We start from the raw sequence: 22,737 nt of genomic DNA on the forward strand, positions 1-22,737 counted from the left end.
CCGGATCGCACCGCTCGAACCGCACCGCACCGCTGGTACCGCTCGTACATCTCCGTACCGCGGGCTTCTGTCCGCACCGCGGACTTCTCTCCGTACCGCGGGCTTCTCTCCGTACCGCGGTGAGGTGCGGACTCCATGGTGGACGCCGGACAGGAATCGCGTCGGGGCCTGTGGACTACCGGCCGGTTGTGGAAAACTCCGTCACCGTCACGTACCGCTCGCGCACTTCCCGGTAGCGCACCAGCTCGGCCGCGACCGGATCCAGGACCCTGGCCCGGCCGCACCCGGCCGCCGCCTCGCGCAGCCGCCGCTCGGCGTCCTGCCCGTACCGTCTGGCCGGTCCCCGGATGGCCGCGGCGCAGGACCACTCCACCAGCGGGCCGCCGACGACTCCGGCCAGCATGATCAGCGCGGGTGTGACGAGTCCCGGCTCCAGGACGCCGATGATCTGGCCGACCAGCCACAGGCCGCCGAAGATCTGCAGGAGCGTCATCGACACCTGAGCGAGCACCGCGGCCGGCCACCACTTCGGCCGGGGCGGCTTGGCCGGGCGGCCGCCGAGCGGGGCCCCGGTCGGGCCGCCGAGCGAGGCTCCGGCGACGGCGCCCCGCCCCGCCTCCGTTCCACCGCCCCGCTTGGACGCGCCGGGGGCCCCGGCCTTGACCGCCAGTTCGTCCAGCGCCTCGGGCAGCCCCTTCGCCCCGTTGAACGCGGCCTCGCGCACCGCCTGCGCCCAGGGGCCCGGCAGCCCGTCGGCGGCGCCGTCCGCGACGATCCGCACCGCCTGCTCGACCCGCTGTCGGGCCGTCAGCTCCTCCTCCGGCGGGGTGAGCGCCTGGCCCATCCGGTCCAGGCTGCCGGGCAGGCCCCGGTTCTCGTACCAGCGCCAGAGCCGCAGCCACGGCGTCCCGCAGGCCCGCCCGGCGTTCCTGCGCCACTCCCGCTCGGCTGCCTGCCCGGCGGCCGCCGCGCCGACGGCCTCGGCCAGCCGGTCGGTGAACTCCTCGCGGGCCCGCTCGCCGAGTCCGGGCCGCCCCTCGGCCACGTACACCGGGCGCAGCCGCGCCGCCGTCGCGTCGACATCGGCCCAGAGTCGGCGGGTGGCGGCCGTGCGGTCCTGGACGAAGCGGCCGATCATCTCGCGGAGTTCGGGCACCCCGTCGCCGGTGAGCGCGGACAGGGACATGACGGTGGCGCCGGGTTCGCCGTGCTCGCCGAGCGCGATGCCGTCCTCGTCGAGGAGGCGGCGCAGATCGTCGAGCACGAGATCGGCCGCCTCGCCGGGCAGCCGGTCGGTCTGGTTGAGGACGACGAAGGTGACCTCCGCGTGTCCGGCGAGCGGGCGCAGATAGCGCTCGTGGAGGGCGGCGTCGGCGTACTTCTCCGGGTCGACGACCCAGATCACCGCGTCGACCAGGGCCAGGACCCGGTCCACCTGGTCGCGGTGTTCGGTGGCCGCCGAGTCGTGGTCGGGCAGATCGACCAGGACGAGTCCCTGGAGCGCCTCGTCGAAGGCGGCGGGCCCGGGGTGGGGCCTGCGCCGGAGCCGGCCGGGGACAGCGAGACGGTCCAGCAGCCCGGCGGCCCCGTCGGTCCAGCTGCACGCGATGGGCTGGGAGGTGGTGGGCCGGCGCAGCCCGGTGTCCGAGATCGGTGCCCCGGCGAGCGCGTTGAAGAGGGTGGACTTCCCGCTCCCGGTGGCTCCCGCGACGGCGATGACCGTGTGCCGCGAGGAGAGCCGCTGCCGGGCGGCGGCCTCGTCCAGCACGCGTCCGGCCTCGGCGAGGGTGTCCCGGTCGAGCCGGGCGCGGGAGAGCCCGACGAGTTCGCGCAGGGCGTCGAGCCGGGGTGGCAGCGGCCCGCCGGAGGGGACGTACGCCTCGACCTGGGGCTCCGCGTCGTCCTCGGCGGGCGCCCGGGGCGTGGCTTCCCCGGGCTCGCGGGCCTCGGCCGCCGCCGCACGCCGGGCGATGAGCCCGTCGTCCCAGCGCCCGTCCCTGCCCCTGCCCCGTCCTGACGTGTCCCCGTCCGGTGCCCCGCTGCTTTCACCGTGGATACCGCTGCCGTGGCCGTTGTCGCTGTTGTCCTGGTCCGTGACGGCGGTCATCGCTGCCACCTCTCCTTCTGCAGTACGGAAAGCGCGGCGATCAGTTCGGCCTGGGGCTCGGGAGCGATATCGAGCGCGTCGAGCGGGGCGAGGCGGCGGTCGCGTTCGCCGCCGAGTACCCGGTCGAGGTAGGTCGTCAGCAGCTCACCGCCCTTGTCGCGGAGGCGCAGCGCGCCCTGGGCGCCGATGCGTTCGGCGAGCTGCTCCCCCGCGGCCCGGGCACGTCGCCCGCCGAGCAGGGCGGCCGCGAGCAGCGCGGCGACGGTCTCGGGGGCGGGCGCCACGTTCCGCTCCAGCTGGCGCGCCTCCTCCTCGGCCAGTTCCTCCAGGACCCGCCGCCACCGGCGTACGGCGACGGAGATCCGCCCTTCGATGTCTTCCGCCGGCCCCCAGCCCCCGGCCTCCCGCCCGGCGTCCTCGTAGCGGAACAGGCCCCCGGCGGGCTCTCGGCGCCACTGGGCGCGGATCTGTTCGTCGGCGGCGGATACCGAGCACTGGAGCAGGGCCACCAGGCTGTCGACGAGGGCTTCGAGCAGTTCCTCGGGCGAGCTGTAGAGCGGGTAGCCGCGCCACCGGGTCCGCGCGTCCCCGGAGAGCACCGCCCCGCTCTGGAGGCGGCGCCGGATCCGGGCGGCCTCCTTCCCGTACGCGTCGTGGACCACCCCGGTCAGGCGTACGGAGGCGGCGTACTGGGCGGCGACGGCGGAGGCCAGTGAGGGCATCCGCACGTTGAGCGACTGGATGACGCCGGAGGCGGTGCGTCCTACCGCCTGCTGCCGGGCGGCGGGGTCCTGGGCCCGGTGTGCGAGCCAGGCGCGCAGCGGGGCGACCGCGGTGGTGGGAAGCAGTCCGCTGCCGCCGCCCGCGGACTCGGGCAGCTCCGGGATGGTGAACCGGGGCACGTCGCCGAGTCCGGCCCGGGTCAGCAGTGCCGCGTACTGCCGGGACACCTCGGCGATCACCTGGTGGGGCACCCGGTCGAGGACGGTGACGAGCGCCGCGTCGTACTCCTTCGCGGTACGCAGCAGGTGCCAGGGCACGGCGTCGGCGTAGCGCGAGGCGGTGGTGACCATCACCCAGATGTCGGCGGCGCAGATGAGTTCGGCGGCGAGGACCCGGTTCCGCACGACGAGCGAGTCGATGTCCGGGGCGTCCAGGAGCGCGAGCCCCCGGGGCAGGCTCACGGCGGTCTCCACCCGCAGCGCGGTCTCCCCGTCCTCTCCCCGGGCGGCGAGGTCGTCGAGCCCGTCCGGGTCGGGCGCCTGCCCCGGCGGCAGCCAGATCCGGGTCAGCTGGGGCAGCACCCGCGCCCCGGCGAACCAGTGGTGGTCGTCCGGGTGACAGACCAGCACCGGGGTCCGTGTGGTGGGCCGCAGCACCCCGGCCTCGCTGACCCGGCATCCCACCAGTGAGTTGACGAGGGTCGACTTCCCGGCCCCGGTGGATCCGCCGATCACGGCGAGCAGCGGCGCCTCGGGGTCCTTGAGGCGCGGCAGGAGGTAGTCGTCGAGCTGGGCGAGGAGTTCGACCCTGGTCTGCCGGGCGCGTTCGGCCCCCGGCAGAGGCAGTGGAAGACGCACGGCGGCGACACGGTCGCGCAGGGCGGAAAGTGCGTCGATGAGCTGAGGCCGTACGTCCATGGTCACCACATGCGAAGAATGCCCAATTTTGGCGCCTTTTTGAAGCGTATAGCCCTCTCTGCGCGGCGGTTCCACCCTCTGGACAGAGTCAGGACAGAGGGGACGAGTGGGGCGGGGGCATAACGAGTGCACAACACCCGGCGCGAGGGGAGCGAAAACCGATGCAGGAATCGCACCTACCTGCGATTATCGGTTCGCTTCACCGAACCTCCACATCGTGCCACGCAGGTGAAGCAACCGGGTCCAGGGGATCGGAGCCCTATCCTTGTCCCGGCACGGCCACGGAACCACCGATCAGGACTCCCGGCCCCCGTAGCTCAGTGGATAGAGCAGGCGCCTTCTAAGCGCTTGGCCGCAGGTTCGAGTCCTGCCGGGGGCGCACCGACCGCACGACCGTGAGGCCCTCCGCACCGGAGGGCCTTTTCGTCGGTCAGGGGCACGTTAGCGAGCACCGCGTCACGTCGGCATAAGCGGCCCTTCGCGCCTCCACGCAGGCCGCCCGCCGCGTCCGTCCCGCCGGGCACAACCGCCCCTCCCCTCACGCGTCCCGTCGCCGGAGCAGCAGCAGGGCCCCGAGCGTGAGCGCCGTCGTGCAGGCGGCGACCAGGAGCAGCGAGGGCCAGGGGCCCAGGCTGCCCACCGTGTCGGCGGCTGCGTCCGAGGTCTGGGTGAGCTTCTCCAGGGCGGCCGTCGGGGAGAGTCCGGCGACCCAGCGTTCGGCGTCGCCGAAGAGGGGGCCGAACAGGGACGGCAGGAGCAGCAGGCCGACCACCGTGGTGACCGCACCGGCGGAGTGGCGTACGAGGGTGCCGACGGCGAGGCCGAGCACGGCGGCCACCGCGAAGGACGCGGCGATACCGAACAGGGCGGGCAGCGGCTCGCCCTGGGCGTACCGGCCCTCCGGCAGCATGGCGTCCCCGACGAGGTAGGCGGCCGTGCAGGAGGCCAGGGCGAGGAGGTACATCACGCCCGCCACCAGTGTCGCCTTGGCGGCGAGGACCCTGCCCCGGCGGGGGCAGGCGGCGAACGTCCAACGGATGGTGCCGCTGCTGTACTCCCCCGAGGCGACGAGCGCCCCGACGACCGCGGCCAGCATCTGGGCGACGACGGTGAGCGTGAGGCTGCCGCCGAGGACGGTGTCGTCGGGTTGCAGGCTGCCGGTGGCGGCGATGAACACCGCACCGATGACGGGCAGTACGGCGGTGGCCGCGGTCGTCCACACCGTGGAGCGCACGCTGCGGAACTTGATCCATTCGTGGGCGAGCGCCTCCCGGAAGCCGGTCCGTCGCGTGCGGGTGGCGGGAAGGGGGAGCATGGTCGTGGTCGTGGTCGTGGTCATCGGACTGTCTCCTCACGGAACGCCGACGGGCTCCTGTCCTCGGCCCGGTATTCCACCGAGGACCGCGACAGCGCCGTGTAGACCTCCTCCAAGGAGGAGTGGGCGGGGGTGAGTTCGTGGACGGCGACCCCGTGGTCGCGGGCCAGGTCGCCGATGGCCGGAGCGTCGGGGCCGTCGACCCGCCAGCCGCCCCGGGCGTCCAGCCGTACGTGTGCTCCGGCCGCTTCCAGCAGGGTGCGCAGCCGTTCCGGTTCGGGGGACCTGACCAGGGTGTGCGCGCGGGAGTTGGTCTCGATGAAGTCGCGCATGGCCGTGTCCGCGATGAGCCGGCCCTGTCCGATCACGATGAGGTGGTCGGCCGTCAGTTCCATCTCGCTCATGAAGTGGCTGGAGAGGAAGACCGTGCGGCCCTCCGCCGCCAGGGACTTCATGAGTGCGCGGATCCAGCGGATGCCCTCGGTGTCGAGGCCGTTGACCGGCTCGTCGAGGATCAGCACCTCCGGGTCCCCGATCAGGGCGGCCGCGATGCCCAGCCGCTGGCCCATGCCGAGCGAGAAGCCCTTGGTGCGCCCGCGGGCCGTCTCCACGGGGAGGCCGACCAGCTCCAGCACCTCCTCGACCCGGCGGCGCGGGATGCCGTTGCTCGCGGCGAGGCCGGCCAGGTGGTGGTAGGCGGAGCGGCCTCCGTGGACGTCCTTGGCGTCGAGCAGCGAGCCGACCGCCCGCAGCGGTACGGGAAGGTCCGCGTAGGCCCGACCGCCCACGGTGACGCGTCCCGCGCTCGGGGAGTCGAGGCCCAGGATCAGGCGCATGGTGGTCGATTTCCCGGCGCCGTTCGGGCCGAGGAAGCCGGTCACCCGGCCCGGCCGGACCGTGAACGACAGCCGGTCGACGGCGGTTCGTCCGCCGTAGCGTTTGGTGAGTTCCGTTGCTTCGATCATGCGGCCGACGCTAGGAGCGGGGAGCCGGTCCCGAATCCTCCGGCGGGAGTCGCCTCCTGCTCCCCCGGGAGGACCTAGTGTTCTCCCGCCCTGACCAGGCCCGTCTCATAGGCGAGGACCACCAGCTGGGCCCGGTCGCGGGCGCCGAGCTTCGTCATGGTCCGGCTGACATGGGTCTTCGCGGTCAGCGGGCTCATGATCAGCGCCTTGCCGATCTCCTCGTTGGACAGTCCGGCGGCGACGAGCGCCATCACCTCGCGCTCCCGACCGGTCAGCACCGCTAGCCGTTCGGCGCCCGCCGCCTCGGGGGCCTTCAGCCGGGCGAACTCCTCGATCACCCGGCGGGTGACGGCGGGGGCGAGCAGGCTCCGGCCCGCCGCGACCGTGCGGATCGCGGCGCGCAGGTCGTCCGGCTCGATGTCCTTCAGCAGAAAGCCCGCGGCGCCGTACCGGAGGGCCTCGAAGACGTACGCGTCGACCTGGTACGTGGTGAGCATGACCACGCGGACCCGGTCCAGGGAGCGGTCCGCGGCGATCCGGCGGGTGGCCTCCAGGCCGTCGACGCCGGGCATTCGGATGTCCATCAGCACGACGTCCGGGCGGGTCGTGCGGACCGCCTCGACGGCCCGGGCCCCGTCGGCGGCCTCCGCGACGACGACCAGGTCGTCGGTGAGGTCGAGCAGGGCGCGGAATCCGGCCCGTACGACCGTCTGGTCGTCGGCGAGGACCACACGGACGGTCGCCGCGGCCCCCGCCGTGCCGTCCCCCGTCCGCCCGGTCACGGGGCCGCTCCCCCGGTTCCGTGCGGCGTCCCCGTTCATGAGGCCGCTCCTTCCGTCGGCAGTTCGGCGCGGACGCGGAATCCGCCGCCCGGCACCGGACCGTACGTGACGCCGCCACCCACCGCGACCGCCCGCTCCCGCATGCCGATCAGGCCGAAACCCCGGCCGGCGGGCGGGACGGCGGACGGCGGCGCCGGGGGGCCGTCGTCCACGACCTCGACGGTCAGCCGGGTGCCGTCGCGGGTCACCGACACCGCGGCGTGGCGCGCCGCGGAGTGCTTCACCACGTTGGTCAGCGCCTCCTGCACGATCCGGTACGCCGTGGCCTCGACGACCGCGGGCAGGGCGGCGCCCTCCGTGTCCCGCCGCAGGCTGACCCGGACCCCGCCCGCCTCGATCCCCGCGACCAGCTCGTCCAGCTGGCCGAGGCGGGGGGCCGGCGCCGTGGACTCCGCCGCGCGCAGGACGGACAGCGTGGCGCGCAGTTCCCGTACGGCTTCCTTGCCGGAGGCGCGCACCTGGGCCATCGCCTGCCGCGACACCTCCGGCGCGGTGTCCAGCGCGTCGAGGGCCACCCCGGCCTGCACCGTCATCGCGCTCACCGTGTGGGCGAGGATGTCGTGGATCTCCCGGGCGACCCGCGCCCGCTCCTGGCGGACCCGGCGGGCGGCCTCCCGCTCACGGTCCTCCTCGGCCCGCGCGGCGCGCGCCGCGTACTCCGCCAGCAGCTCCCGGCGGGTGCGCACCACCTCGCCCAGGAGGAGCGGGACGAGCGGCCAGACCATCTCCAGGACGGGCAGCCCCTGCGGGTTGACCACGTCCCGGCCGACCTTCAGCGCCACCGCCCCCGAGACCGTCGCGGCGATCACCCCGGTCCACAGGGTGCGCCGGCGGTCGCCCAGCACCGCGACCGTGTACAGCGCCACCATCACCGGGAGGTTCAGCAGTTCACCGATGTGCCCGTGCAGCGCCCACCCGGCGCAGGCCGCGCCGGTCACGCAGACCACCGCGACGGGCCGCTGGCGGCGGCAGGCGAGCGCCGCCAGCGAGACCACGAGGAGAGCCCAGGTCAGCGCGTCGGCCTGCCGGTAGCCGGGCTCGTTGACGGCCACGTCGGCGGTGGTGAACACCCCCACCACCGCCACCACCACCAGATCCGTGACGATCGGCGGCAGAGCCTGCGCACGGGCGGCCAGGCGGTCGAAGGTCATCACCCCCTCACGGTAGGAGGCCGGGCGCCCGGCCGCATACGCCGGCGGGAGTACACCGCTCCGCACCCGGCCGTACGGAGGAGGGCCGGGGCCCGTCCGCTGTTACGGACGGAAGGGGCGTGGTGCCGGCGTACGGAGGGGGCGCGGCGGGGTCACGGCGTCAGCACGGCCGGGGTCCGCGGGCGCCGTGTCGCGGGCCTCGGCGCAGCGCCATCGGACAGGAGTTCGTACACACCCGGACGGGAGTTCGGGCACGGCGCAACCTTCCGTCCGGCAGGACGTTCGGCAGGGCGTGGGAACGGGCAAATCGCAGGTGAGCCCGAAGGCGGAACCACCGCCGCAGGGCGCTCCCGACTATCCCCCCGCCCGGCGGGCGCACGCGGTTTCATGCCGTCGTCCGCCCGCCGGTCCCGCCGACCCCGCACACCGAAGCACCCGCGTGAACTACGCACCATCAGGGAAAGGAGCGCCGCGATGGCGACGCCGCTGTCTGCAGCCAGGCTGCTCAAAGCCCTCCGCGACGAAGGCCTCCACGTCGTCGAGCACCGGAGCTGGCGTACCAACAACCGCAACCACAAGGGACCCTGGGGCCCGACGCACGGGGTGATGATCCATCACACCGTCACCTCGGGCACCGCGGCCTCGGTCGAACTCTGCTACAACGGCCACTCCGCCCTGCCAGGCCCGCTGTGCCACGGGGTCATCGCCAAGGACGGGACCGTCCACCTCGTGGGGAACGGGCGGGCCAACCATGCCGGGCTCGGCGACGACGACGTCCTGCGCGCCGTCGTCGCGGAGAAGGCACTGCCGCCGGACAACGAGGCCAACACCGACGGCAACCGCCACTTCTACGGCTTCGAGTGCGTCAACCTCGGCGACGGCAAGGACCCCTGGCCGGCCGCGCAACTGCTGGCGATCGAGCGGGCGGCCGCCGCCGTCTGCCGTGCGCACGGCTGGTCGCAGCGGTCGGTGATCGGCCACCTGGAGTGGCAGCCGGGCAAGGTCGATCCACGCGGGTTCACCATGAACTCGATGCGCTCGCGGATCGGCAAGCGGCTGGGCGGCTCCCCTGACGGCCCCTCCGATCCGCCGCCGAAGCCCACGTACGAGCCGTTCCCGGGTGCCGCGTTCTTCAGGGTCGGCCGCAAGAGCGCGGTCATCACGGCGATGGGCAAGCGTCTGGTGTCCGAGGGCTGCGGCAGGTACACGGTGGGCCCCGGCCCGTCCTGGTCCGAGGCCGACCGGAAGTCGTACGCCGCCTGGCAGCGCAAGCTGGGCTATTCGGGCGGCGACGCGGACGGCATCCCCGGCAAGACCAGTTGGGACCGGCTCAAGGTGCCGAACGTGTGAGGGCGGCGCGTCCGGCTCCCCCTCGCCGCCGCAGGCGAAGGAGCCGGACGACGCGGAGCATGCGGACGACGCGATGCGGAAGATGACGCGATGCGGAGGATGGGGAGGAGGATGGGGAGGACCGCGGCAGCGGTTCACCCGGGGTTCCTCGCCGTGCCGGTGGCGTCCCGGTGATCCGCCGATGGTCCGCCGACGAACCACGAGGGACGGTGCGATGACGGCCGACGTACGAACGGTGGAGGCCGGGGAGCTGAACCGGTACGCCGACGGGATCCGCGATGTCTACGCGCGGGCGTTCGCCGCCCCGCCCTGGAACGAGGATCCGGCGCAGGCCGACAGCTACGTGGAACGGCTCGCGCGGGACGCGCTCCGGCCCGGGTTCACGGCGGCGGTGGCGACGGCCGGGGGGAAGGTGACCGGTTTCGCCACGGCCTGGATCACCCCGGAGGTCTTTCCCGCCGACCGCAGTTACGGACAGGTCGCCGAGGCCCTCGGCCCCGGGCGGACCCGGGCGTGGCTCTGCGGTGCGCTGGAAGTGAACGAACTGGCGGTGGTACCGGAGGCGCACGGTACGGGGCTGGGCGCGGCGCTGCTGCACGCGGTGACGGGGCCTGCCCCGGACGGCCGTTGCTGGCTGCTGACCTCCGTGCGGGCCGAGGCGGCGTTGCGCCTGTACGAGCGGGCCGGCTGGCGGCGGGCCGACGCGCCCGTGCCCGGAGCGGCCGCTCTCGTGGTGCTGCTCGGCCCGCGTCATCCGCGGCGGGCCGAGGCGGGAGGCCGCCGGTAGCCGCCCCGCGATCCGCCGCTCCGGCATCGTCGCCTCCGCCCGCGCGCGGAGGGAGCCCCCCCCCGCCCCGCCCCGCCCCACCCCGCCTCGCGTACGGAGAGGGCGTCCCGCCCTACAGCGCGATGGCCAGCAGGGCGCACGCCACGAGCGAGAACGCGGTACGCACCTGGTGGAGCGTGTTCCAGCGGGATTCGAAGGCCGCGCGGGCCGCGCTGTCGTCGCCGCCCTCGGAGGCGGCGAGGGCGTTGTTGAGCGGGATGTTCCCGACCACGGTCACCAGGTGACCGGCCACCCCGCAGAGCAGGGCCCCCAGGATGGCGGGGCCCGCCGACTCGCCGTGCTCACCGAGGCCGGTGAAGAACGCGGCGGCCGGCAGCGCTACGGCGCCGAGGAACAGGAGCAGGAAGACCGGGCCGGGAACTTTCTCGTTGAACCGGCGCATGGCCGCCGTGAACTGCTCGTCCGTCAGGTCGGCGAGGCCGGGCATGATCGCGATCAGGAAGGTCAGCATGAAGCCCGCGTAGAGGCCGTTGACGATCGTGGCGAGCACCAGGAGGAGGGAGGTCATGGCGGACATCATGACCCGGAACGGTGTTCCGCAGGGCACAATTTCGAATGACCGTGCGAACTGATTCGGCCGGGTGACACGCCCGCCGCCCCTCCCGCCCCGAGCGGCTCGCCTGGCCGAGACGGCCCGAGCGGCCGGAAGGGCCGGGGTGGCCGGAAGGGCCCGAACGGAACCCCCGGCCACCCCAGCCGCTCCAGCCGCTCCAGCCGCTCCAGCCGCTCCAGCCGCCCAGGCTGCTACGGCCGCCCCGGGCCGCTCCGGCCGCTCCGCCTCAGCCGATCTCGCCCTCGCCCGGTTCCGGCTCGCCGTCCGTTGTGGAGCCGCCCTCGATGCGGTCCGCCTGTCCGATGGCCTTGGCCAGCTTCGCGACCGAGCTGTCCTCGGTCGCCTCGGCCAGCCCGGCGGCCCGGGAGGCGAGTTCACCGAGGCCGGGCGCGCCCGGCAGGTCGCCGCCTCGCAGACGGTCGGCGAAGTAGGCGGCGACCGCCGCTACTTGGAGACGGTCGTCCGCGCCGCCCCACAGCGGCCCGCCGATCGCCCCGGTCGTCGCGGTTCCGGTCTCCTCCTGGGCCTCGCGGGTCTTGGGGTCGAGCCAGCGCACGGTGGCCTTGGCCACGGTGCCGGACGCACCCTCGCGCAGCCGTACGGCGTACAGAGCGGTCACCGTGTGGCCGGGGCCGACCTCGCCGCCGTCGACGCTGTCGTCGCGGAAGTCCTCGTCGGCCACCTTGCGGTTCTCGTAGCCGATCAGCCGGAAACTCTTCACGTTCTTCCGGTCGAACGCCACCTGGGCCTTCGCGTCGCGGGCCCGGATCTCCAGGTGGGCGGGGAGCTGGTCGACGAAGACCTTGCGGGCCTGCGCCTCGTCACCGACGTACGTGGTGTTCCCGTCGCCCTTGTTGGTGAGCCGCTCCATGAACGCGTCGCCGTAGTCGCTGCCGACGCCGACGCCGAAGAGGGTGATGCCGTGCTCGCGGCGGGCGGAGTCGATCTTCTCCAGGATGCCGTCGGCGTTGGTGTCACCGGTGTTGGCCAGCGCGTCGGAGAGAAGCACGACCCGGTTGGTGGCGTTCTTGCGGTGGCCGTCGACGGACTCCTCGTAACCGAGGGTGATGCCCGCCTCGACGTTGGTGGACTGCGCCGGCCGCATTTCCTCCACCACGTCCTTGATGCGGTTCCGGTTGCCCTTGAGCCGGGTCATCGGCAGCCGGGTCTCGGCCTCGTCGCTGAAGGTGACCAGGGAGATGGAGTCGTCGTCGCGCAGTTCGTCGGTGAGGACGGTCAGGGACTTCCTGACCAGGTCGAGGCGGCCGGTCTCGGCCATGGACCCCGAGATGTCGACGACGAACGTGAGGGCCGCGGGCGGCCGCTCGGCGGCCGGCGGGGCGGCCTCGGTGGCCAGGCCGACGCGGAGCAGCGACCAGTCGGAGGCTCCGGTTCCACCGCCCCCGCCCTTCCGGGAGCCGATGCGCGCCCCGTCGACGTTCACCGAGAAGCCGGAGCCCTTCGGCCGCTCGTACCCCTGACGGAAGCTGTTGACGAACTCCTCGGGGCGCACCTCCTCGGGAGAGGGCAGCCTGCCGTCGCCGAGGGTGCGGCGCGCGTAGCCGTAGCTGGCGGTGTCCACGTCCAGGGCGAAGGTGGAGAGGTAGTCGGGCGGCGGGACATCGAGCCTGGCCACGTCCCCGGCCTCGCCCGCCGGTGCTGCCGACGCGCCCCTCTCGGCCGCGGCCCCGTCCGGCGCGGGCTGTCCGCCGCCGGTCGATCCCTGACCGTTGCGGGTGTCCGAACTCAGTGCGCGCTCGCCGCTCGAGTCGCTGTCGCCGCTGCCGCACGCGGTGAGGGCCATGGCGCCCGCCAGCAGGAGCGCCACGGCTCCCGCCCGGCCCCCTGCCCGGCCTCCCGCCCGGTTTCCTGCCCAGCCCGCCGCCCGGACTCCTGCCCGGACGTTCGCCCGGCCTTCCGCCCGCTTCTCGTGTCGCCGGCTTACCTGCCGCATGTGTAACCCCCCACGTCGTCACGATGTCCTCGACATCTGTGAATGTGACGTACGAGGTCGCCGACCGGAGTCGACGAAAGCGTTGCGGAACCATCTCGATGCGGCAACAGCGGGCAGGAAACCGGCGGAACATCAGGTTCAGGACACGATGTCCTTACGACTGAACCCGCGGAAGGCCAGCGCGAACAGGATCAGGGCATAGGTCACTGATACGGCCGTCCCCTTGATCATGCCGCCCCACTCCAGTTGGGGCTGGAGGGCGTCGGCCCAGGCGAACTGCCAGTGCGCGGGCAGGAAGTCGCGCCAGGAGCCGAGCGCGGTGACCGCGTCGAGCACATTGCCGACGATGGTGAGGCCCACCGCGCCGCCGACCGCGCCGAGCGGGGCGTCCGTCTTCGTGGACAGCCAGAACGCCAGGCCCGCGGTGACCAGTTGGGAGACGAAGATGAACGCCACGACGATCGCGAGACGCGGCACCGTGTCCCCGGCGGACAGCGCTCCCCCGGTGGGAAGTTTCAGCGGCCCCCAGCCGTAGGCCGCCGTGCCCGCCGCCAGCGCGACGAGCGGCAGCAGCACCATCGCGGCCAGGCTGAAGCCGAGCGCGACGACGAGCTTGGACCACAGCAGCCGCACGCGCGGCACGGGCGCCGCGAGCAGATAGCGCAGCGAGGACCAGCTCGCCTCGGAGGCGACGGTGTCCCCGCAGAACAGGGCCACCGGCACCACCAGCAGGAATCCGGCCGAGAGGAACAGCGAGGTGGCGGCGAAGTTCGCGGCGGACTCGGTCGCCACGTCCATCAGGTTCAGCCGCCCGCCGCCCCTGCCGCCCCCGCCGCCGTCCTCGCCGTCCGGCGTGCCGCCGATCGCGAAGGCGATGATCAGGATGAAGGGGAGGGCGGCGAGGATGCCGCCCATCAGCAGGGTGCGCCGTCTGCGCAACTGCCGCATGGCCTCGACGCGGAGGGGAAGGGTGCGCCCGGCGTGGTAGCCGGGGGCCTCCGGGTGTTCGGCCTTCACCCGGACCTCGGAGGGCTGGACGGGGGCGCTCATGCTGCTCCTCCGGAGATGAGGGTGAGGAAGGCGTCCTCCAGGCGGCGGTACGGTCCGACGCCGGTGACCGGGACGTCGAGCCGGACGAGATCGGAGACGAGCCGGGTGGTGGTGGCCCCGTCGAGGCGGACGAGGAGTCCGCGCCCGTCGTCGGTGCGGACGGCGGAGCCGATGCCGGGCAGGGACGCCACCTTCTCCGCCAGCGGCTCGGACACCTCGTCCGCCGTGGTCACCAGGATCATGTCGCCGGATCCGGTGATCTCGGCGACCGGTCCGGCCTGGACGAGCCGGCCCCGGTCCATGACGACCAGGTGCGTGCAGGACTGCTCGACCTCGGAGAGGAGGTGGCTGGAGACGATGACGGTCCGGCCGCCGGCCGCGTACCGGATCATCACGTCCCGCATCTCGCGGATCTGCGGCGGGTCGAGCCCGTTGGTCGGCTCGTCGAGGATCAGCAGGTCCGGCATGCCGAGCATGGCCTGGGCGATGGCGAGCCGCTGCCGCATGCCCTGGGAGTACGTGCGTACGGCACGGGCGAGCGCGTCGCCGAGGCCGGCGATCTCCAGGGCCTCCTCGATGTGCGCGTCCTCGGCGGGGCGGCCGGTGGCCTGCCAGTACAGGTCGAGGTTGGCGCGCCCCGACAGGTGCGGCAGGAACCCGGCCCCCTCCACGAACGCCCCGACCCGGGACAGCACCGGCGCACCCGGCCTGATGGCCTGTCCGAAGACGCGGATCTCGCCCTCGTCGGGGGTGATGAGCCCCATGAGCATGCGCAGGGTGGTCGTCTTGCCCGCGCCGTTGGGCCCCAGCAGCCCGAGGACCTGGCCCTTCTCGACGTGGAAGGACAGCTCGCGCACGGCGTACCGGTCGACCGCCTTCGCGTACTTCTTCGACAGGCCGGTGATCTGGAGCGGTACGTCGGTGAGCGCGGGGTCCGGTGCGGGTGTCGCGGTCCGGCGGCGGGCCGTGAGCAGCAGAGCGGCCGCGATGACGAGGGCGGCGGCCGGGAGGCCCCACGTCCACCACGGGAGGGCCGCCGCCGCGGTCTTCACGGCGGGTGCGGTGGGGACGGTCAGCGGTCCGTCGGCGGTGACGGTGTACGTGGCGGGCTCGGCCGGGGACGCGTAGCCGAGGTCGGTCGCGGAGAACACGAGCCGCAGCCGGTGTCCGGCGTCGAACGCGTGGTCCACGGCGGGCAGGGCCAGCTCGATGGGCTTGCCCTGCTGGTCGGGGGTGATCCGGTAGGGGGCGACGAGCTGGTGGGGCAGCACCTGCTGCCTGCCGTCCGGCGACACGTCGTACACCTTGCCGAAGAGCACCGCGTCCCGGTCGCCGCCGGAGGCCTTCACGTTCACCGTGACGGTGGGGGTGCCGGTGACGCGTACGGAGGTGTCCAGCGGGGCGGACTCGAAGCGGGCGAACTGTCCGGGGAAGTCGAGCGAGAGCCCGACGCCGAGGGAGGAGAGCTGGGCGAGTCCGCCGCCGACGCCGGGCACCGCGGAGATGGCGGGCGGTGCGGCGCCGGCCGGGTTGCGGAAGGTCTTCGTCCCGCCGTCGAGCGCGATGTCCCGGCCGCCGCCGCGCAGCCCCGGGTAGGTGTCGCCGCTCGCGCCGCGCAGGAGGGCGGCGCCGTCGGTGGAGTCGACGCCTCCGGTACGGGTGACGCGGAAGGCGGGCCCGGTGTCGGCGCCGGTGTCCTCCTTGAGATAGCGGTCGAACCAGTCCCCGACGCGCCCCTCGACGCGTCCGGTCTCGCTGTCGCCGCCGTCGTGCCCGCCGGAGATCCAGTCGACGGAGACGGGTGCGCCGTTGGCGCTGATGGCCTTCTGCATGGCGTCGGCCTGGCCGAGCGGGAAGAGGGAGTCGGACTGCCCCTGGAGGAGGAGCGAGGGGACCTTGATGCGGTCGGCGACGGCGGACGGCGAACGTGCGGTGAGGAGGTCGACGGCTTCGGCGTCGGGCTTGCCGCTGACGGCGACCCGCTCGTACATCTCGCAGAGCCGCTTCTCGAACTTCTCGCAGCCGCCGCCGGTGGTGATGAAGATCCCGGCCCAGAGCTTCTTGAAGACCCCGTCGGGGAAGAGGGCGTCGGCGAGGTTCCAGTAGGTGATCACGGGCGCGATGGCGTCGACCCGCTCGTCGTGCCCGGCGGCGAGCAGGGAGACGGCCCCGCCGTAGGAGGCCCCGGTGAGCCCGACGCGGGGGTCGCCCTTCTCGTCGAGCTCCACCTCGGGCCGCTCCGCGAGCCAGTCGATGAGCCGCGAGACGTCCCTGACCTCGTGGGCGGGGTCGTTGAGGGTGATCTGCCCGCCGGACTTGCCGAAGCCGCGCGCCGACCAGGTCAGCACGGCGTATCCGTCGGCGGCCAGCTTCTCGGCCTGGGCCCGTACGTCGTTCTTGCTGCCGCCGAAGCCGTGTCCGATGAGCACGGCGGGCCGCTTGCCGGAGCCTTCGGCATGGAAGTACGAGGTGTCGATCGGCACACCGTCCATGCGCAGCGTCCGGTCCTCGCGCTGCACGGCGGGCGTGCCGTCGTCGGCGACGGCGGTCCAGGTGCCGCCGCCCACGAGCACGGCGAGCACGGCCGCGGCCGCGGCCCACCGGGCGGGGGTACGGGGCAGCAGGCGCCACCGTCGAGCAGTAGAGGTCTCCATCCCTCGACCCTAAGCGGAGGGTGCAAGCCGGACGCGTGCCGCCAGGGGGAGGTGGGCGGCCTCCCTGAGAGGTACGGAAAGCCTCCCCCGTACTCCGGACGCGGTACAGAATGCCCGCAGAACCTTTGCCTCGGGAGGCCATTGTGGACATTCGCCGCGCCACGACCGTCACGGAACTCCTGGCCGCCGGCCACCTCTACGACGCACCGCCCCGTGCGGAATGGGCCGCCCGCTTCCTCGCGGCGGACGGTCACGTCATGCTGATCGCGTACGTGGACGGCGCCCCGGCGGGCTTCGTCTCGGGCATCGAGATGCTGCACCCGGACAAGGGCACGGAGATGTGCCTGTACGAACTCGCCGTCGACGAACCGTTCCGCCGCCGGGGTATCGGCAAGGCCCTGACCCTGGCGCTGGTGGACCTCGCCCGGGAGCGGGGGTGCTACGACCAGTGGGTCGGAGTGGAGGAGGGCAACGAGGCGGCGCTCGCGACGTACCGGTCGGCGGGGGCGGGGGACGACGGCGGCTTCACGATGCTGACGTGGGAGTTCGGGGAGGCCGAAGGGGCGTCGGACTGAGCCGCAGGAGGGAGCGTCAACCCTGACGTTCGTCGGGGGGCGCTCCTGCCGTTCGGCCCCCGCGCCGGGCCGGCGTGGCTTCGTACGTTCGCCCCATGGCAAAGCACACACATCAACACCTCTGGCCTGTCCGGCTGTTCGGATCGGCCGCTCTGCTGGGGGCGGCGGCGGCCGTCATCGGGATGCTGTCGCCCGGAGGCCTGGGGCAGCCCGGCCCGACCGAGGTCACCCGGGGGACCTCCGTATCCCTCTACCGGTCGCTGACGGGAGCGGTCGGGGACGGGCCGGGGTGGCTGGGGCACCTTCTGGAGCTGTCCTCCGAGGCCACGCTGGTCGTTCTCGGCCTGCTGCTGCTCGGGGTCTGCTGGACGGCGCTACGCCGCAAGGACGCGGGCGCGGTGGCGGGTGCCGTGCTCATCGGCGTCGGGACGGTCGTGGCGTACGTCGTCAGCGAGGCGCTGAAGCTGGTCGTCGACGAGGAGCGTCCGTGCCGGGCGCTGGACGGTGCCCGAGCGGTCGCCGCGTGCCCCGAGCCGGGCGACTGGTCGTTCCCGAGCAACCACGCCACCCTGGCCGCCGCCCTCGCGGTCGGTCTGGCGCTGCGGCGGCCCCGGCTGGCGGCCGTGACAATGCCGTTGGCCGTGGCGGCGGCGCTGCTGCGGGTCCTGGTGGGGGTCCACTACCCGCACGACGTGATCGCCGGCGTCGTGCTCGGCGGGGCGGTCGTCGCCTCGGTGCTGCTGGTGCTGGGCCGCCCGGCCGGGCGGCTCGTCTCAGCGCTGCTCCGGCGGTGGTGGGGATGGGGGCAGGATGCCGGCCTCGTGGGCGACGACGGCGGCCGCGGCCCGGTTGTCGACGCCGAGGCGGGCCAGGACAGAGCTGACGTGCGCCTTGACCGTGCCTTCGACCAGGTGCAGCCGCCGGGCGATCTGCCCGTTGGACAGCCCGCCGCCGAGGTACGACAGCACTTCGCGCTCCCGGGGCGTCAGCCCGGCGACCCGTTCCCGGGCCGCGTCCCGCCGGCCCGCCAGGGCCCCGGCCCCGGTGGACGCGAGGTGCGCGACCACGCGGGCGGCGACCTTCGGTGACAGATAGGCGGCGCCCTCGGCCACGGCCCGCACCCCGGCGACGAGTTCCTCGGGCTCCCCGGACTTGATCAGGAACCCGGCGGCCCCGGAGCTCAGCGCCCGCAGGATGTAGTCGTCCTCGCCGAACGTGGTCAGCATGACGACGCCGGTGGCGGGCAGGGTGCGACGGATCTCGGCGGCGGCGTCGATGCCGTTGGCCCTCGGCATCCGCACGTCGAGGACGGCCACGTGCGGGCGGTGGGCCCGGACCCGCTCGACGGCTTCGTGCCCGTCGGCCGCCTCGGCGACGACCTCGATGTCCGGATCGGTGGCGAGCACGGCGCGCACGCCGGCCCGGATCATGGGCTCGTCGTCGGCGACCAGGACCCGGATCGTCCCGGCCGGGGCCGTGTGCGCCGAGGTCACGTGCGCCGGGTCCGGCCCGGTAGCGTCCGCCCAGGCCGTGTCCGCCGCCCGGGCCGTGTGCGCCGAGCCCGTACCTGTACATGCCGGGGCCGTGTGCGCAGCGTCGGTCCTGTCCACCGGCGGGGTGGCGTCCGGCCGGCTCATCGGGCGCTCACGGTGTCAGCGCGTCGCGGGAGACCAGCCTGCCGCCCCGGAAGCAGAGCCGGTACGCGTCCCCGGACCGGTCGTCGAAGCGGTCGGCCGTCATGGCGTAGAACTCGCACGTCACCCCTCGTTTCTCCGGCCCGGCACCCGCCGGCCGCTCCACCGCCTGCCGGTCCGGCAGCACCTTTCGCAGGTCGGACCGATCCTGCCCCACCCGCAGCCGGGCGTAGTCGCGCGGGTCGAGGACGGACCGGGACGCGGCCACCGTCTCCCACATCCCCACCCCGGCGAGCAGCACCGCGCCCGCGGCCAGCGGCACCGCCAGCGCGGAGAGCAGAGTGCGGCGGACCCGCCGCCGCGCCCGCCGGTATCCCGCGGGCGCGGAACTCGCCCCCCGGCCGGCGGGCCGGGGCGCGGGCTGGGCGGCGGCGTGGTGGGGCAGCCGGGCGGCGACGGTGAAGCCGCCGTCCCGGGGGCCGTGGTCGAGGGTGCCGCCGACGAGCCGGACGCGCTCGTCCAGCCCGATGAGGCCGCGCCCCCCGTGCCCGGCGCGTCCACGTTCCCCGGGCCCGGCCTGCGGTTCGCCCGGGGTCCCGGTCGGTGTCGCCGGATCTCCGTTGCGTACCGCCACCCGGGTCTCGGTCGCCGTGTGCGAGAGCTCGACACTCACCGACGCGCCGGGCGCGTGCTTGGCCGCGTTGGTCAGGCCTTCCTGCACGACCCGGTGCGCGGCCCGTTCGACGGCGGGCGGAAGGGCCGCCGCCTCTCCGGCCACCGTCAGTTCGACGTCGAGCCCGGAGGCTGCCGCGTCGCCGACGAGCCGGGCGATGTCGGGGTCGCGCGGCCCCTCCGGCGGACCCTCGCTCTCCTCGCGGAGGACGCCGATCACTTCGCCCAGCCGCTCCACCGCCGCGCCGGCCCTGCCCCGGATGTCCTGGGCGGCCTGCCGGTGACGCTCGTCCAGGCCGGGTGCCAGCTTCAGGGCCCCGGCCGACAGGGCGATCAGGCTGAGGTCGTGGCCCAGCACGTCGTGCATGTCCCGGGCGATCCGGGCCCGCTCCAGCAGCCTCGCCTGCTCGGCGATCAACTGCCGCTCCCGCTCCAGCTGTTCGGCCCTCTCCCAGCCCGCCCTGACCAACTCGCGGTACTGACGCGAGAACCGCCCCACGAACCAGGGCACCAGGACGGCGAGGACGACCACCGCCACGAACTGCGTCCCGAGCGTGAGCAGCGACGGCATCACGGCCACCGCCACCGCCGCGGTCGCGAGCACCGCGGCCAGGACCAGGACGAGTGTTCTGCCGCGCCCGGGCCCCCTCCCCGCGACGAACGCGACGACCGCGGTCGGCAGGCCCCACCACCACCCGACCAGGCTCAGCGCGCCGAAGGCCGCCGCCGCGGGCACCAGCAGGCCTCCCGGGTCCGCCCACCGGGGGCCGGGTCCGCGCGGGGTCCTGTTCATAAGGGAAAGGCTGTTCACGTGGGAGAGGCTACGGAGACCGGGAGCCTTCCGGCACTGCCGAAAGTCACCTGTCCGGCGTCGGGGAGGCGTCCCGCTCGGGCCGGGGTACGGCAAGGTCGAGCGGGGTCTCCACGGGCAGCAGGTCCGCGGCCCTCTCCCGCTCCCCCGCGCGGACCGCCGCGTGCACCTCGCGGGCCAGCGGGGTGACGTCGCGGACGGACACGGTCCACTCGTCGGCGTACCGCCGGGCGGCCTCGCCGCTCAGCCCGAGCTGGAGGGAGCGGTACGGGAGCGGGTTCAGGTCGAGGTCGCGTTCCGGGTCCCACTGGACCCGGGCGGGCGCGGCCCGCAGACTCCGCTGCCAGGCCGCCCGGTCGGCGTGCACGCCGCGTACGTAGTGGGAGAGTTCGGCGTGCGCGAGGGCCCATTCCAGGCCGGCCCGGTCGATCTCGACGGCGAGGACGACCTCCTGGCCTTCCTTCGTGCCCCATCCGCAGCGGTACATCATCCACAGGAAGCTGGGCTTGATCCAGGTCATCCGGTCCCGCTTCCACTCCTCGGGGAACCGTCCGTCGCGTGCGGCGGGCAGCCCGATGGCGGGGCGGTACGCCTGGTAGACGGTGACGGTGGCGGCTGTCTGCCGGGCGCGGATCTCGTAACGGGGCTGGAGGGCCGTGGTGTTCATGGGTCACAGGATGCGGGGCGGGGCGGTGGACCGGCATCCGCTTTTCGCGGAGCGGCGGCCCCGCACGCACGCACGCCGGTGCGGGCGGGGCCCCGGTTCACTTCTTGGACTTCGCCTTGTTGTACTGGCTCACGCCGTCCTGGTAGCCGACCGCGGGGAGGCCCGGGTCGGACGCCATCGCGACGTCGTCGGCGTTGCGGACCAGCTTGATGCTCCCGAACAGCACGTCGGGGATGACCAGTTCGTCCGAGCCGTGGTAGACCATCGCAGACTCGGAACCGGACGCGGAGCCGGAATCACTGTCGCTCTCGAACGCGAAGCCGGCCTCGGATCCGCCTCCGGCTGCCACCAGCTCGACGTCGTCCTTCACGTAGACGGCGACCAGGAACTTGCCCCAGGTCCTCGCGTCCTTCTTCGCGGCGGTCGTGCCGGGTGCCTTCATCGAGCCGGGGGCCAGGACGGGGGCGACGTAGAACCCGCGCCCCTTGCCGATGCCGTTCGCCGCGCCGACCATGTCCGCGTCCGGGCCGTGGGTGACCAGGCTGCCGACGCTCTCGACGTGGGTGCCGTGGAACCCGACCAGGCGGTAGCCGCTCAGGCTCGCGTTCAGCGCCTTCTGTCGCTCCGCGCGCTCGGCCTCGGACATCTCGCGCCGGAACTCCAGCGGCTCCTCGAGGATGCCGATCTCGTCCGCGCCCCAGTCGCCCTCCGCCCAGTCGGCTCCCGAACGGGATCCGGACGAGGCGACGCTGGAACGCTCCGACTCCTCGTCGCTGCTGCTCTCCTCCTCGCTGCTGCTGTCGTCGGACCGGCGATTGCCCTGCCGGAAGAAGCCGCCCCCACCGTCGCTGTCGCTACTGCTACTGCTGCTGTCACTGTCACTGCTGTCACCGGCCTCCTGCTGGGCGAGGACCTCGCCCAGGGCCCGCCAGACCGCGGCGTGGTCGATCGGGCCGCCCGACCGTTCCAGGTTCGCCAGAACCCTCTGCAGGGTGGCGGGCCTGGCGTAGTTCCTGGGGGCGGGGCGCACGGGGTGGCCGATCATCCACACGAGCAGGTCCGACGCGGACCGGACCGTCGTGGGGCCTTCCGCCCCGCCGTCGATGACGAGTTGTTTGTCGCTCGCCACACGCTGTACGTCCACAACCCGCTGGACGGCCCCGTCGCCACCGGACGCCGCGCGGTCCGCCGAACGGGCGGTGTCCGTCTGCGGGCGGGGCCCGCTCATGACCCGCGTCGCGTTGGCCTCGGCCTCGCGCTCGAACCGGTCGGACGGGTCGGACACCCGCAGCCCCGATCCGTTGTCCGTGCCGGCGACGGGCCCCTGGCGCTGCTGGATGACATGGGTCAGCTCGTGGGCGAGGGTGTGTTTGTCCGCTCCGCCGTCACCGATGACGATGTGGTTGCCGGAGGTGTAGGCACGGGCGCCCACCTCCGCGGCGGAGGCCTTCGCCGCGGCGTCCGTGTGGACGCGGACGTCGGAGAAGTCCGCGCCGAGCCTGGCCTCCATGTCGGCGCGTTCCGCGCCGCCGAGAGCCCGCCCGCCGGTACGCAGAACATCGTGGACGGCGGAGCGGCGTTGCACGGGCGCGTCCGCGCGGCGTTGCACGGGTGTGTCGGCGGAGGGCGCGGTGTCCTCCTGGTGGCCGCATCCGTCGCCGTGCTCGTGGTCCAGCGCCGGGGGGTGCCCGGCCCTGCGGAGCATCTGGACGACGGCCGCGTTCCCGGCCGTGCCCTGGAGGGCCATGCCTCCGGCGAGCGGCGCTTCGGTCGGCTCCACCGGCCTGCGGGCCTGCTCCCGGACGTTCTCGGCGTCGCCCTTTCGGGCGTTGTCCTGTGCGCGCACGGGGAGCTTCACTTCCTACGGAGGGACGGCGTCCTCTCCTGGATACCCGGCGGGTAGCGCCGGTGCCAGGTTCTCCGGGGCAGGGAAGGCGGGCCCGAGGGGCA

17 protein-coding genes, 1 tRNA gene and 1 pseudogene are annotated in these 22,737 nt (G+C 73.9%); 5 read left to right on the top strand and 14 right to left on the bottom strand.

Translation table 11 applies throughout. The annotated features are described in order from the left end of the window. Nucleotides 1–175: 175 nt before the first annotated feature. Nucleotides 176–2,107: a GTPase gene (locus PSQ21_RS10260; RefSeq protein WP_274030133.1), complete on the bottom strand. Its 1,932-nt coding sequence runs from the start codon at nucleotides 2,105–2,107 to the stop codon at nucleotides 176–178. Then, complete coding sequence (locus tag PSQ21_RS10265) at nucleotides 2,104–3,747, bottom strand: ATP-binding protein (protein WP_274030135.1); 1,644 nt, start codon at nucleotides 3,745–3,747, stop codon at nucleotides 2,104–2,106. The genes PSQ21_RS10260 and PSQ21_RS10265 overlap by 4 nt, the downstream gene beginning before the upstream one ends. Before the next feature lie 306 nt (nucleotides 3,748–4,053). Between PSQ21_RS10265 and PSQ21_RS10270 the strand changes: the two genes are divergently transcribed. Next, a tRNA-Arg gene (locus PSQ21_RS10270) sits at nucleotides 4,054–4,126 on the top strand. A 159-nt stretch (nucleotides 4,127–4,285) separates the two neighbouring features. Here PSQ21_RS10270 and PSQ21_RS10275 read toward each other — a convergent pair. The 4 genes from PSQ21_RS10275 to PSQ21_RS10290 all read right to left on the bottom strand — a co-directional run bounded on the left by PSQ21_RS10275 (nucleotide 4,286) and on the right by PSQ21_RS10290 (nucleotide 8,020). After that, entirely contained in the window at nucleotides 4,286–5,062 is a 777-nt protein-coding gene (locus tag PSQ21_RS10275) for an ABC transporter permease subunit (protein ID WP_337961697.1), read from the bottom strand. 20 nt (nucleotides 5,063–5,082) lie between these two features. Then, complete coding sequence (locus tag PSQ21_RS10280) at nucleotides 5,083–6,027, bottom strand: ATP-binding cassette domain-containing protein (RefSeq protein WP_274030138.1); 945 nt, start codon at nucleotides 6,025–6,027, stop codon at nucleotides 5,083–5,085. Between the two features lie 74 nt (nucleotides 6,028–6,101). Continuing rightward, a complete protein-coding gene (locus PSQ21_RS10285) occupies nucleotides 6,102–6,848 on the bottom strand; it encodes a response regulator (RefSeq protein ID WP_274030140.1) in 747 nt (248 codons plus the stop codon). Then, nucleotides 6,845–8,020, bottom strand: coding sequence for a sensor histidine kinase (locus PSQ21_RS10290; protein WP_274030141.1), 1,176 nt, complete (start codon nucleotides 8,018–8,020; stop codon nucleotides 6,845–6,847). The genes PSQ21_RS10285 and PSQ21_RS10290 overlap by 4 nt, the downstream gene beginning before the upstream one ends. Before the next feature lie 474 nt (nucleotides 8,021–8,494). On the opposite strand from PSQ21_RS10290, the gene PSQ21_RS10295 reads away from it, so the two are divergent. Next, a complete protein-coding gene (locus PSQ21_RS10295; RefSeq protein ID WP_274030142.1) occupies nucleotides 8,495–9,370 on the top strand; it encodes a peptidoglycan-binding protein in 876 nt (291 codons plus the stop codon). A 214-nt stretch (nucleotides 9,371–9,584) separates the two neighbouring features. Beyond that, on the top strand, nucleotides 9,585–10,157 hold the full coding sequence (locus PSQ21_RS10300) for a GNAT family N-acetyltransferase (RefSeq protein ID WP_274030144.1): 573 nt from the start codon (nucleotides 9,585–9,587) through the stop codon (nucleotides 10,155–10,157). A gap of 112 nt (nucleotides 10,158–10,269) precedes the next feature. Here the strand turns inward: PSQ21_RS10300 and PSQ21_RS10305 are convergent, their stop codons facing one another. The 4 genes from PSQ21_RS10305 to PSQ21_RS10320 all read right to left on the bottom strand — a co-directional run bounded on the left by PSQ21_RS10305 (nucleotide 10,270) and on the right by PSQ21_RS10320 (nucleotide 16,428). Next, nucleotides 10,270–10,737: an anthrone oxygenase family protein gene (locus PSQ21_RS10305; RefSeq protein ID WP_274030145.1), complete on the bottom strand. Its 468-nt coding sequence runs from the start codon at nucleotides 10,735–10,737 to the stop codon at nucleotides 10,270–10,272. Between the two features lie 259 nt (nucleotides 10,738–10,996). After that, a complete protein-coding gene (locus tag PSQ21_RS10310; RefSeq protein WP_274035699.1) occupies nucleotides 10,997–12,574 on the bottom strand; it encodes a vWA domain-containing protein in 1,578 nt (525 codons plus the stop codon). A gap of 288 nt (nucleotides 12,575–12,862) precedes the next feature. Beyond that, a complete protein-coding gene (locus PSQ21_RS10315; protein WP_274030146.1) occupies nucleotides 12,863–13,774 on the bottom strand; it encodes an ABC transporter permease in 912 nt (303 codons plus the stop codon). After that, nucleotides 13,771–16,428, bottom strand: coding sequence for an alpha/beta fold hydrolase (locus tag PSQ21_RS10320; RefSeq protein ID WP_274030147.1), 2,658 nt, complete (start codon nucleotides 16,426–16,428; stop codon nucleotides 13,771–13,773). The genes PSQ21_RS10315 and PSQ21_RS10320 overlap by 4 nt, the downstream gene beginning before the upstream one ends. A 143-nt stretch (nucleotides 16,429–16,571) precedes the next feature. Between PSQ21_RS10320 and PSQ21_RS10325 the strand changes: the two genes are divergently transcribed. Both PSQ21_RS10325 and PSQ21_RS10330 read left to right on the top strand, forming a co-directional pair. Beyond that, entirely contained in the window at nucleotides 16,572–17,003 is a 432-nt protein-coding gene (locus PSQ21_RS10325; RefSeq protein WP_274030148.1) for a GNAT family N-acetyltransferase, read from the top strand. A gap of 182 nt (nucleotides 17,004–17,185) precedes the next feature. After that, nucleotides 17,186–17,686 (top strand): annotated as a pseudogene (locus PSQ21_RS10330) (phosphatase PAP2 family protein); the annotation flags it as partial. Between the two features lie 90 nt (nucleotides 17,687–17,776). Here PSQ21_RS10330 and PSQ21_RS10335 read toward each other — a convergent pair. The 4 genes from PSQ21_RS10335 to PSQ21_RS10350 all read right to left on the bottom strand — a co-directional run bounded on the left by PSQ21_RS10335 (nucleotide 17,777) and on the right by PSQ21_RS10350 (nucleotide 22,633). Continuing rightward, on the bottom strand, nucleotides 17,777–18,496 hold the full coding sequence (locus tag PSQ21_RS10335; protein WP_274035700.1) for a response regulator transcription factor: 720 nt from the start codon (nucleotides 18,494–18,496) through the stop codon (nucleotides 17,777–17,779). A gap of 151 nt (nucleotides 18,497–18,647) precedes the next feature. Then, nucleotides 18,648–20,102: a sensor histidine kinase gene (locus PSQ21_RS10340; RefSeq protein ID WP_274030150.1), complete on the bottom strand. Its 1,455-nt coding sequence runs from the start codon at nucleotides 20,100–20,102 to the stop codon at nucleotides 18,648–18,650. A gap of 64 nt (nucleotides 20,103–20,166) precedes the next feature. Further along, entirely contained in the window at nucleotides 20,167–20,787 is a 621-nt protein-coding gene (locus PSQ21_RS10345; RefSeq protein ID WP_274030151.1) for a DUF4291 domain-containing protein, read from the bottom strand. Between the two features lie 97 nt (nucleotides 20,788–20,884). Further along, a complete protein-coding gene (locus PSQ21_RS10350) occupies nucleotides 20,885–22,633 on the bottom strand; it encodes an eCIS core domain-containing protein (RefSeq protein ID WP_443334379.1) in 1,749 nt (582 codons plus the stop codon). Nucleotides 22,634–22,737 lie beyond the last annotated feature (104 nt).

The organism is Streptomyces sp. MMBL 11-1 (assembly GCF_028622875.1).
GTDB lineage: Bacteria > Actinomycetota > Actinomycetes > Streptomycetales > Streptomycetaceae > Streptomyces.

Bases quoted from the DNA above. Each gene is read 5' to 3' on its own strand.
- PSQ21_RS10260 (WP_274030133.1), bottom strand. From the start codon at position 2,107: ATGACCGCCGTCACGGACCAGGACAACAGCGACAACGGCCACGGCAGC.
- PSQ21_RS10265 (WP_274030135.1), bottom strand. From the start codon at position 3,747: ATGGACGTACGGCCTCAGCTCATCGACGCACTTTCCGCCCTGCGCGAC.
- PSQ21_RS10275 (WP_337961697.1), bottom strand. From the start codon at position 5,062: ATGCTCCCCCTTCCCGCCACCCGCACGCGACGGACCGGCTTCCGGGAG.
- PSQ21_RS10280 (WP_274030138.1), bottom strand. From the start codon at position 6,027: ATGATCGAAGCAACGGAACTCACCAAACGCTACGGCGGACGAACCGCC.
- PSQ21_RS10285 (WP_274030140.1), bottom strand. From the start codon at position 6,848: ATGAACGGGGACGCCGCACGGAACCGGGGGAGCGGCCCCGTGACCGGG.
- PSQ21_RS10290 (WP_274030141.1), bottom strand. From the start codon at position 8,020: ATGACCTTCGACCGCCTGGCCGCCCGTGCGCAGGCTCTGCCGCCGATC.
- PSQ21_RS10295 (WP_274030142.1), top strand. From the start codon at position 8,495: ATGGCGACGCCGCTGTCTGCAGCCAGGCTGCTCAAAGCCCTCCGCGAC.
- PSQ21_RS10300 (WP_274030144.1), top strand. From the start codon at position 9,585: ATGACGGCCGACGTACGAACGGTGGAGGCCGGGGAGCTGAACCGGTAC.
- PSQ21_RS10305 (WP_274030145.1), bottom strand. From the start codon at position 10,737: ATGATGTCCGCCATGACCTCCCTCCTCCTGGTGCTCGCCACGATCGTC.
- PSQ21_RS10310 (WP_274035699.1), bottom strand. From the start codon at position 12,574: ATGGCCCTCACCGCGTGCGGCAGCGGCGACAGCGACTCGAGCGGCGAG.
- PSQ21_RS10315 (WP_274030146.1), bottom strand. From the start codon at position 13,774: ATGAGCGCCCCCGTCCAGCCCTCCGAGGTCCGGGTGAAGGCCGAACAC.
- PSQ21_RS10320 (WP_274030147.1), bottom strand. From the start codon at position 16,428: ATGGAGACCTCTACTGCTCGACGGTGGCGCCTGCTGCCCCGTACCCCC.
- PSQ21_RS10340 (WP_274030150.1), bottom strand. From the start codon at position 20,102: ATGAACAGGACCCCGCGCGGACCCGGCCCCCGGTGGGCGGACCCGGGA.
- PSQ21_RS10345 (WP_274030151.1), bottom strand. From the start codon at position 20,787: ATGAACACCACGGCCCTCCAGCCCCGTTACGAGATCCGCGCCCGGCAG.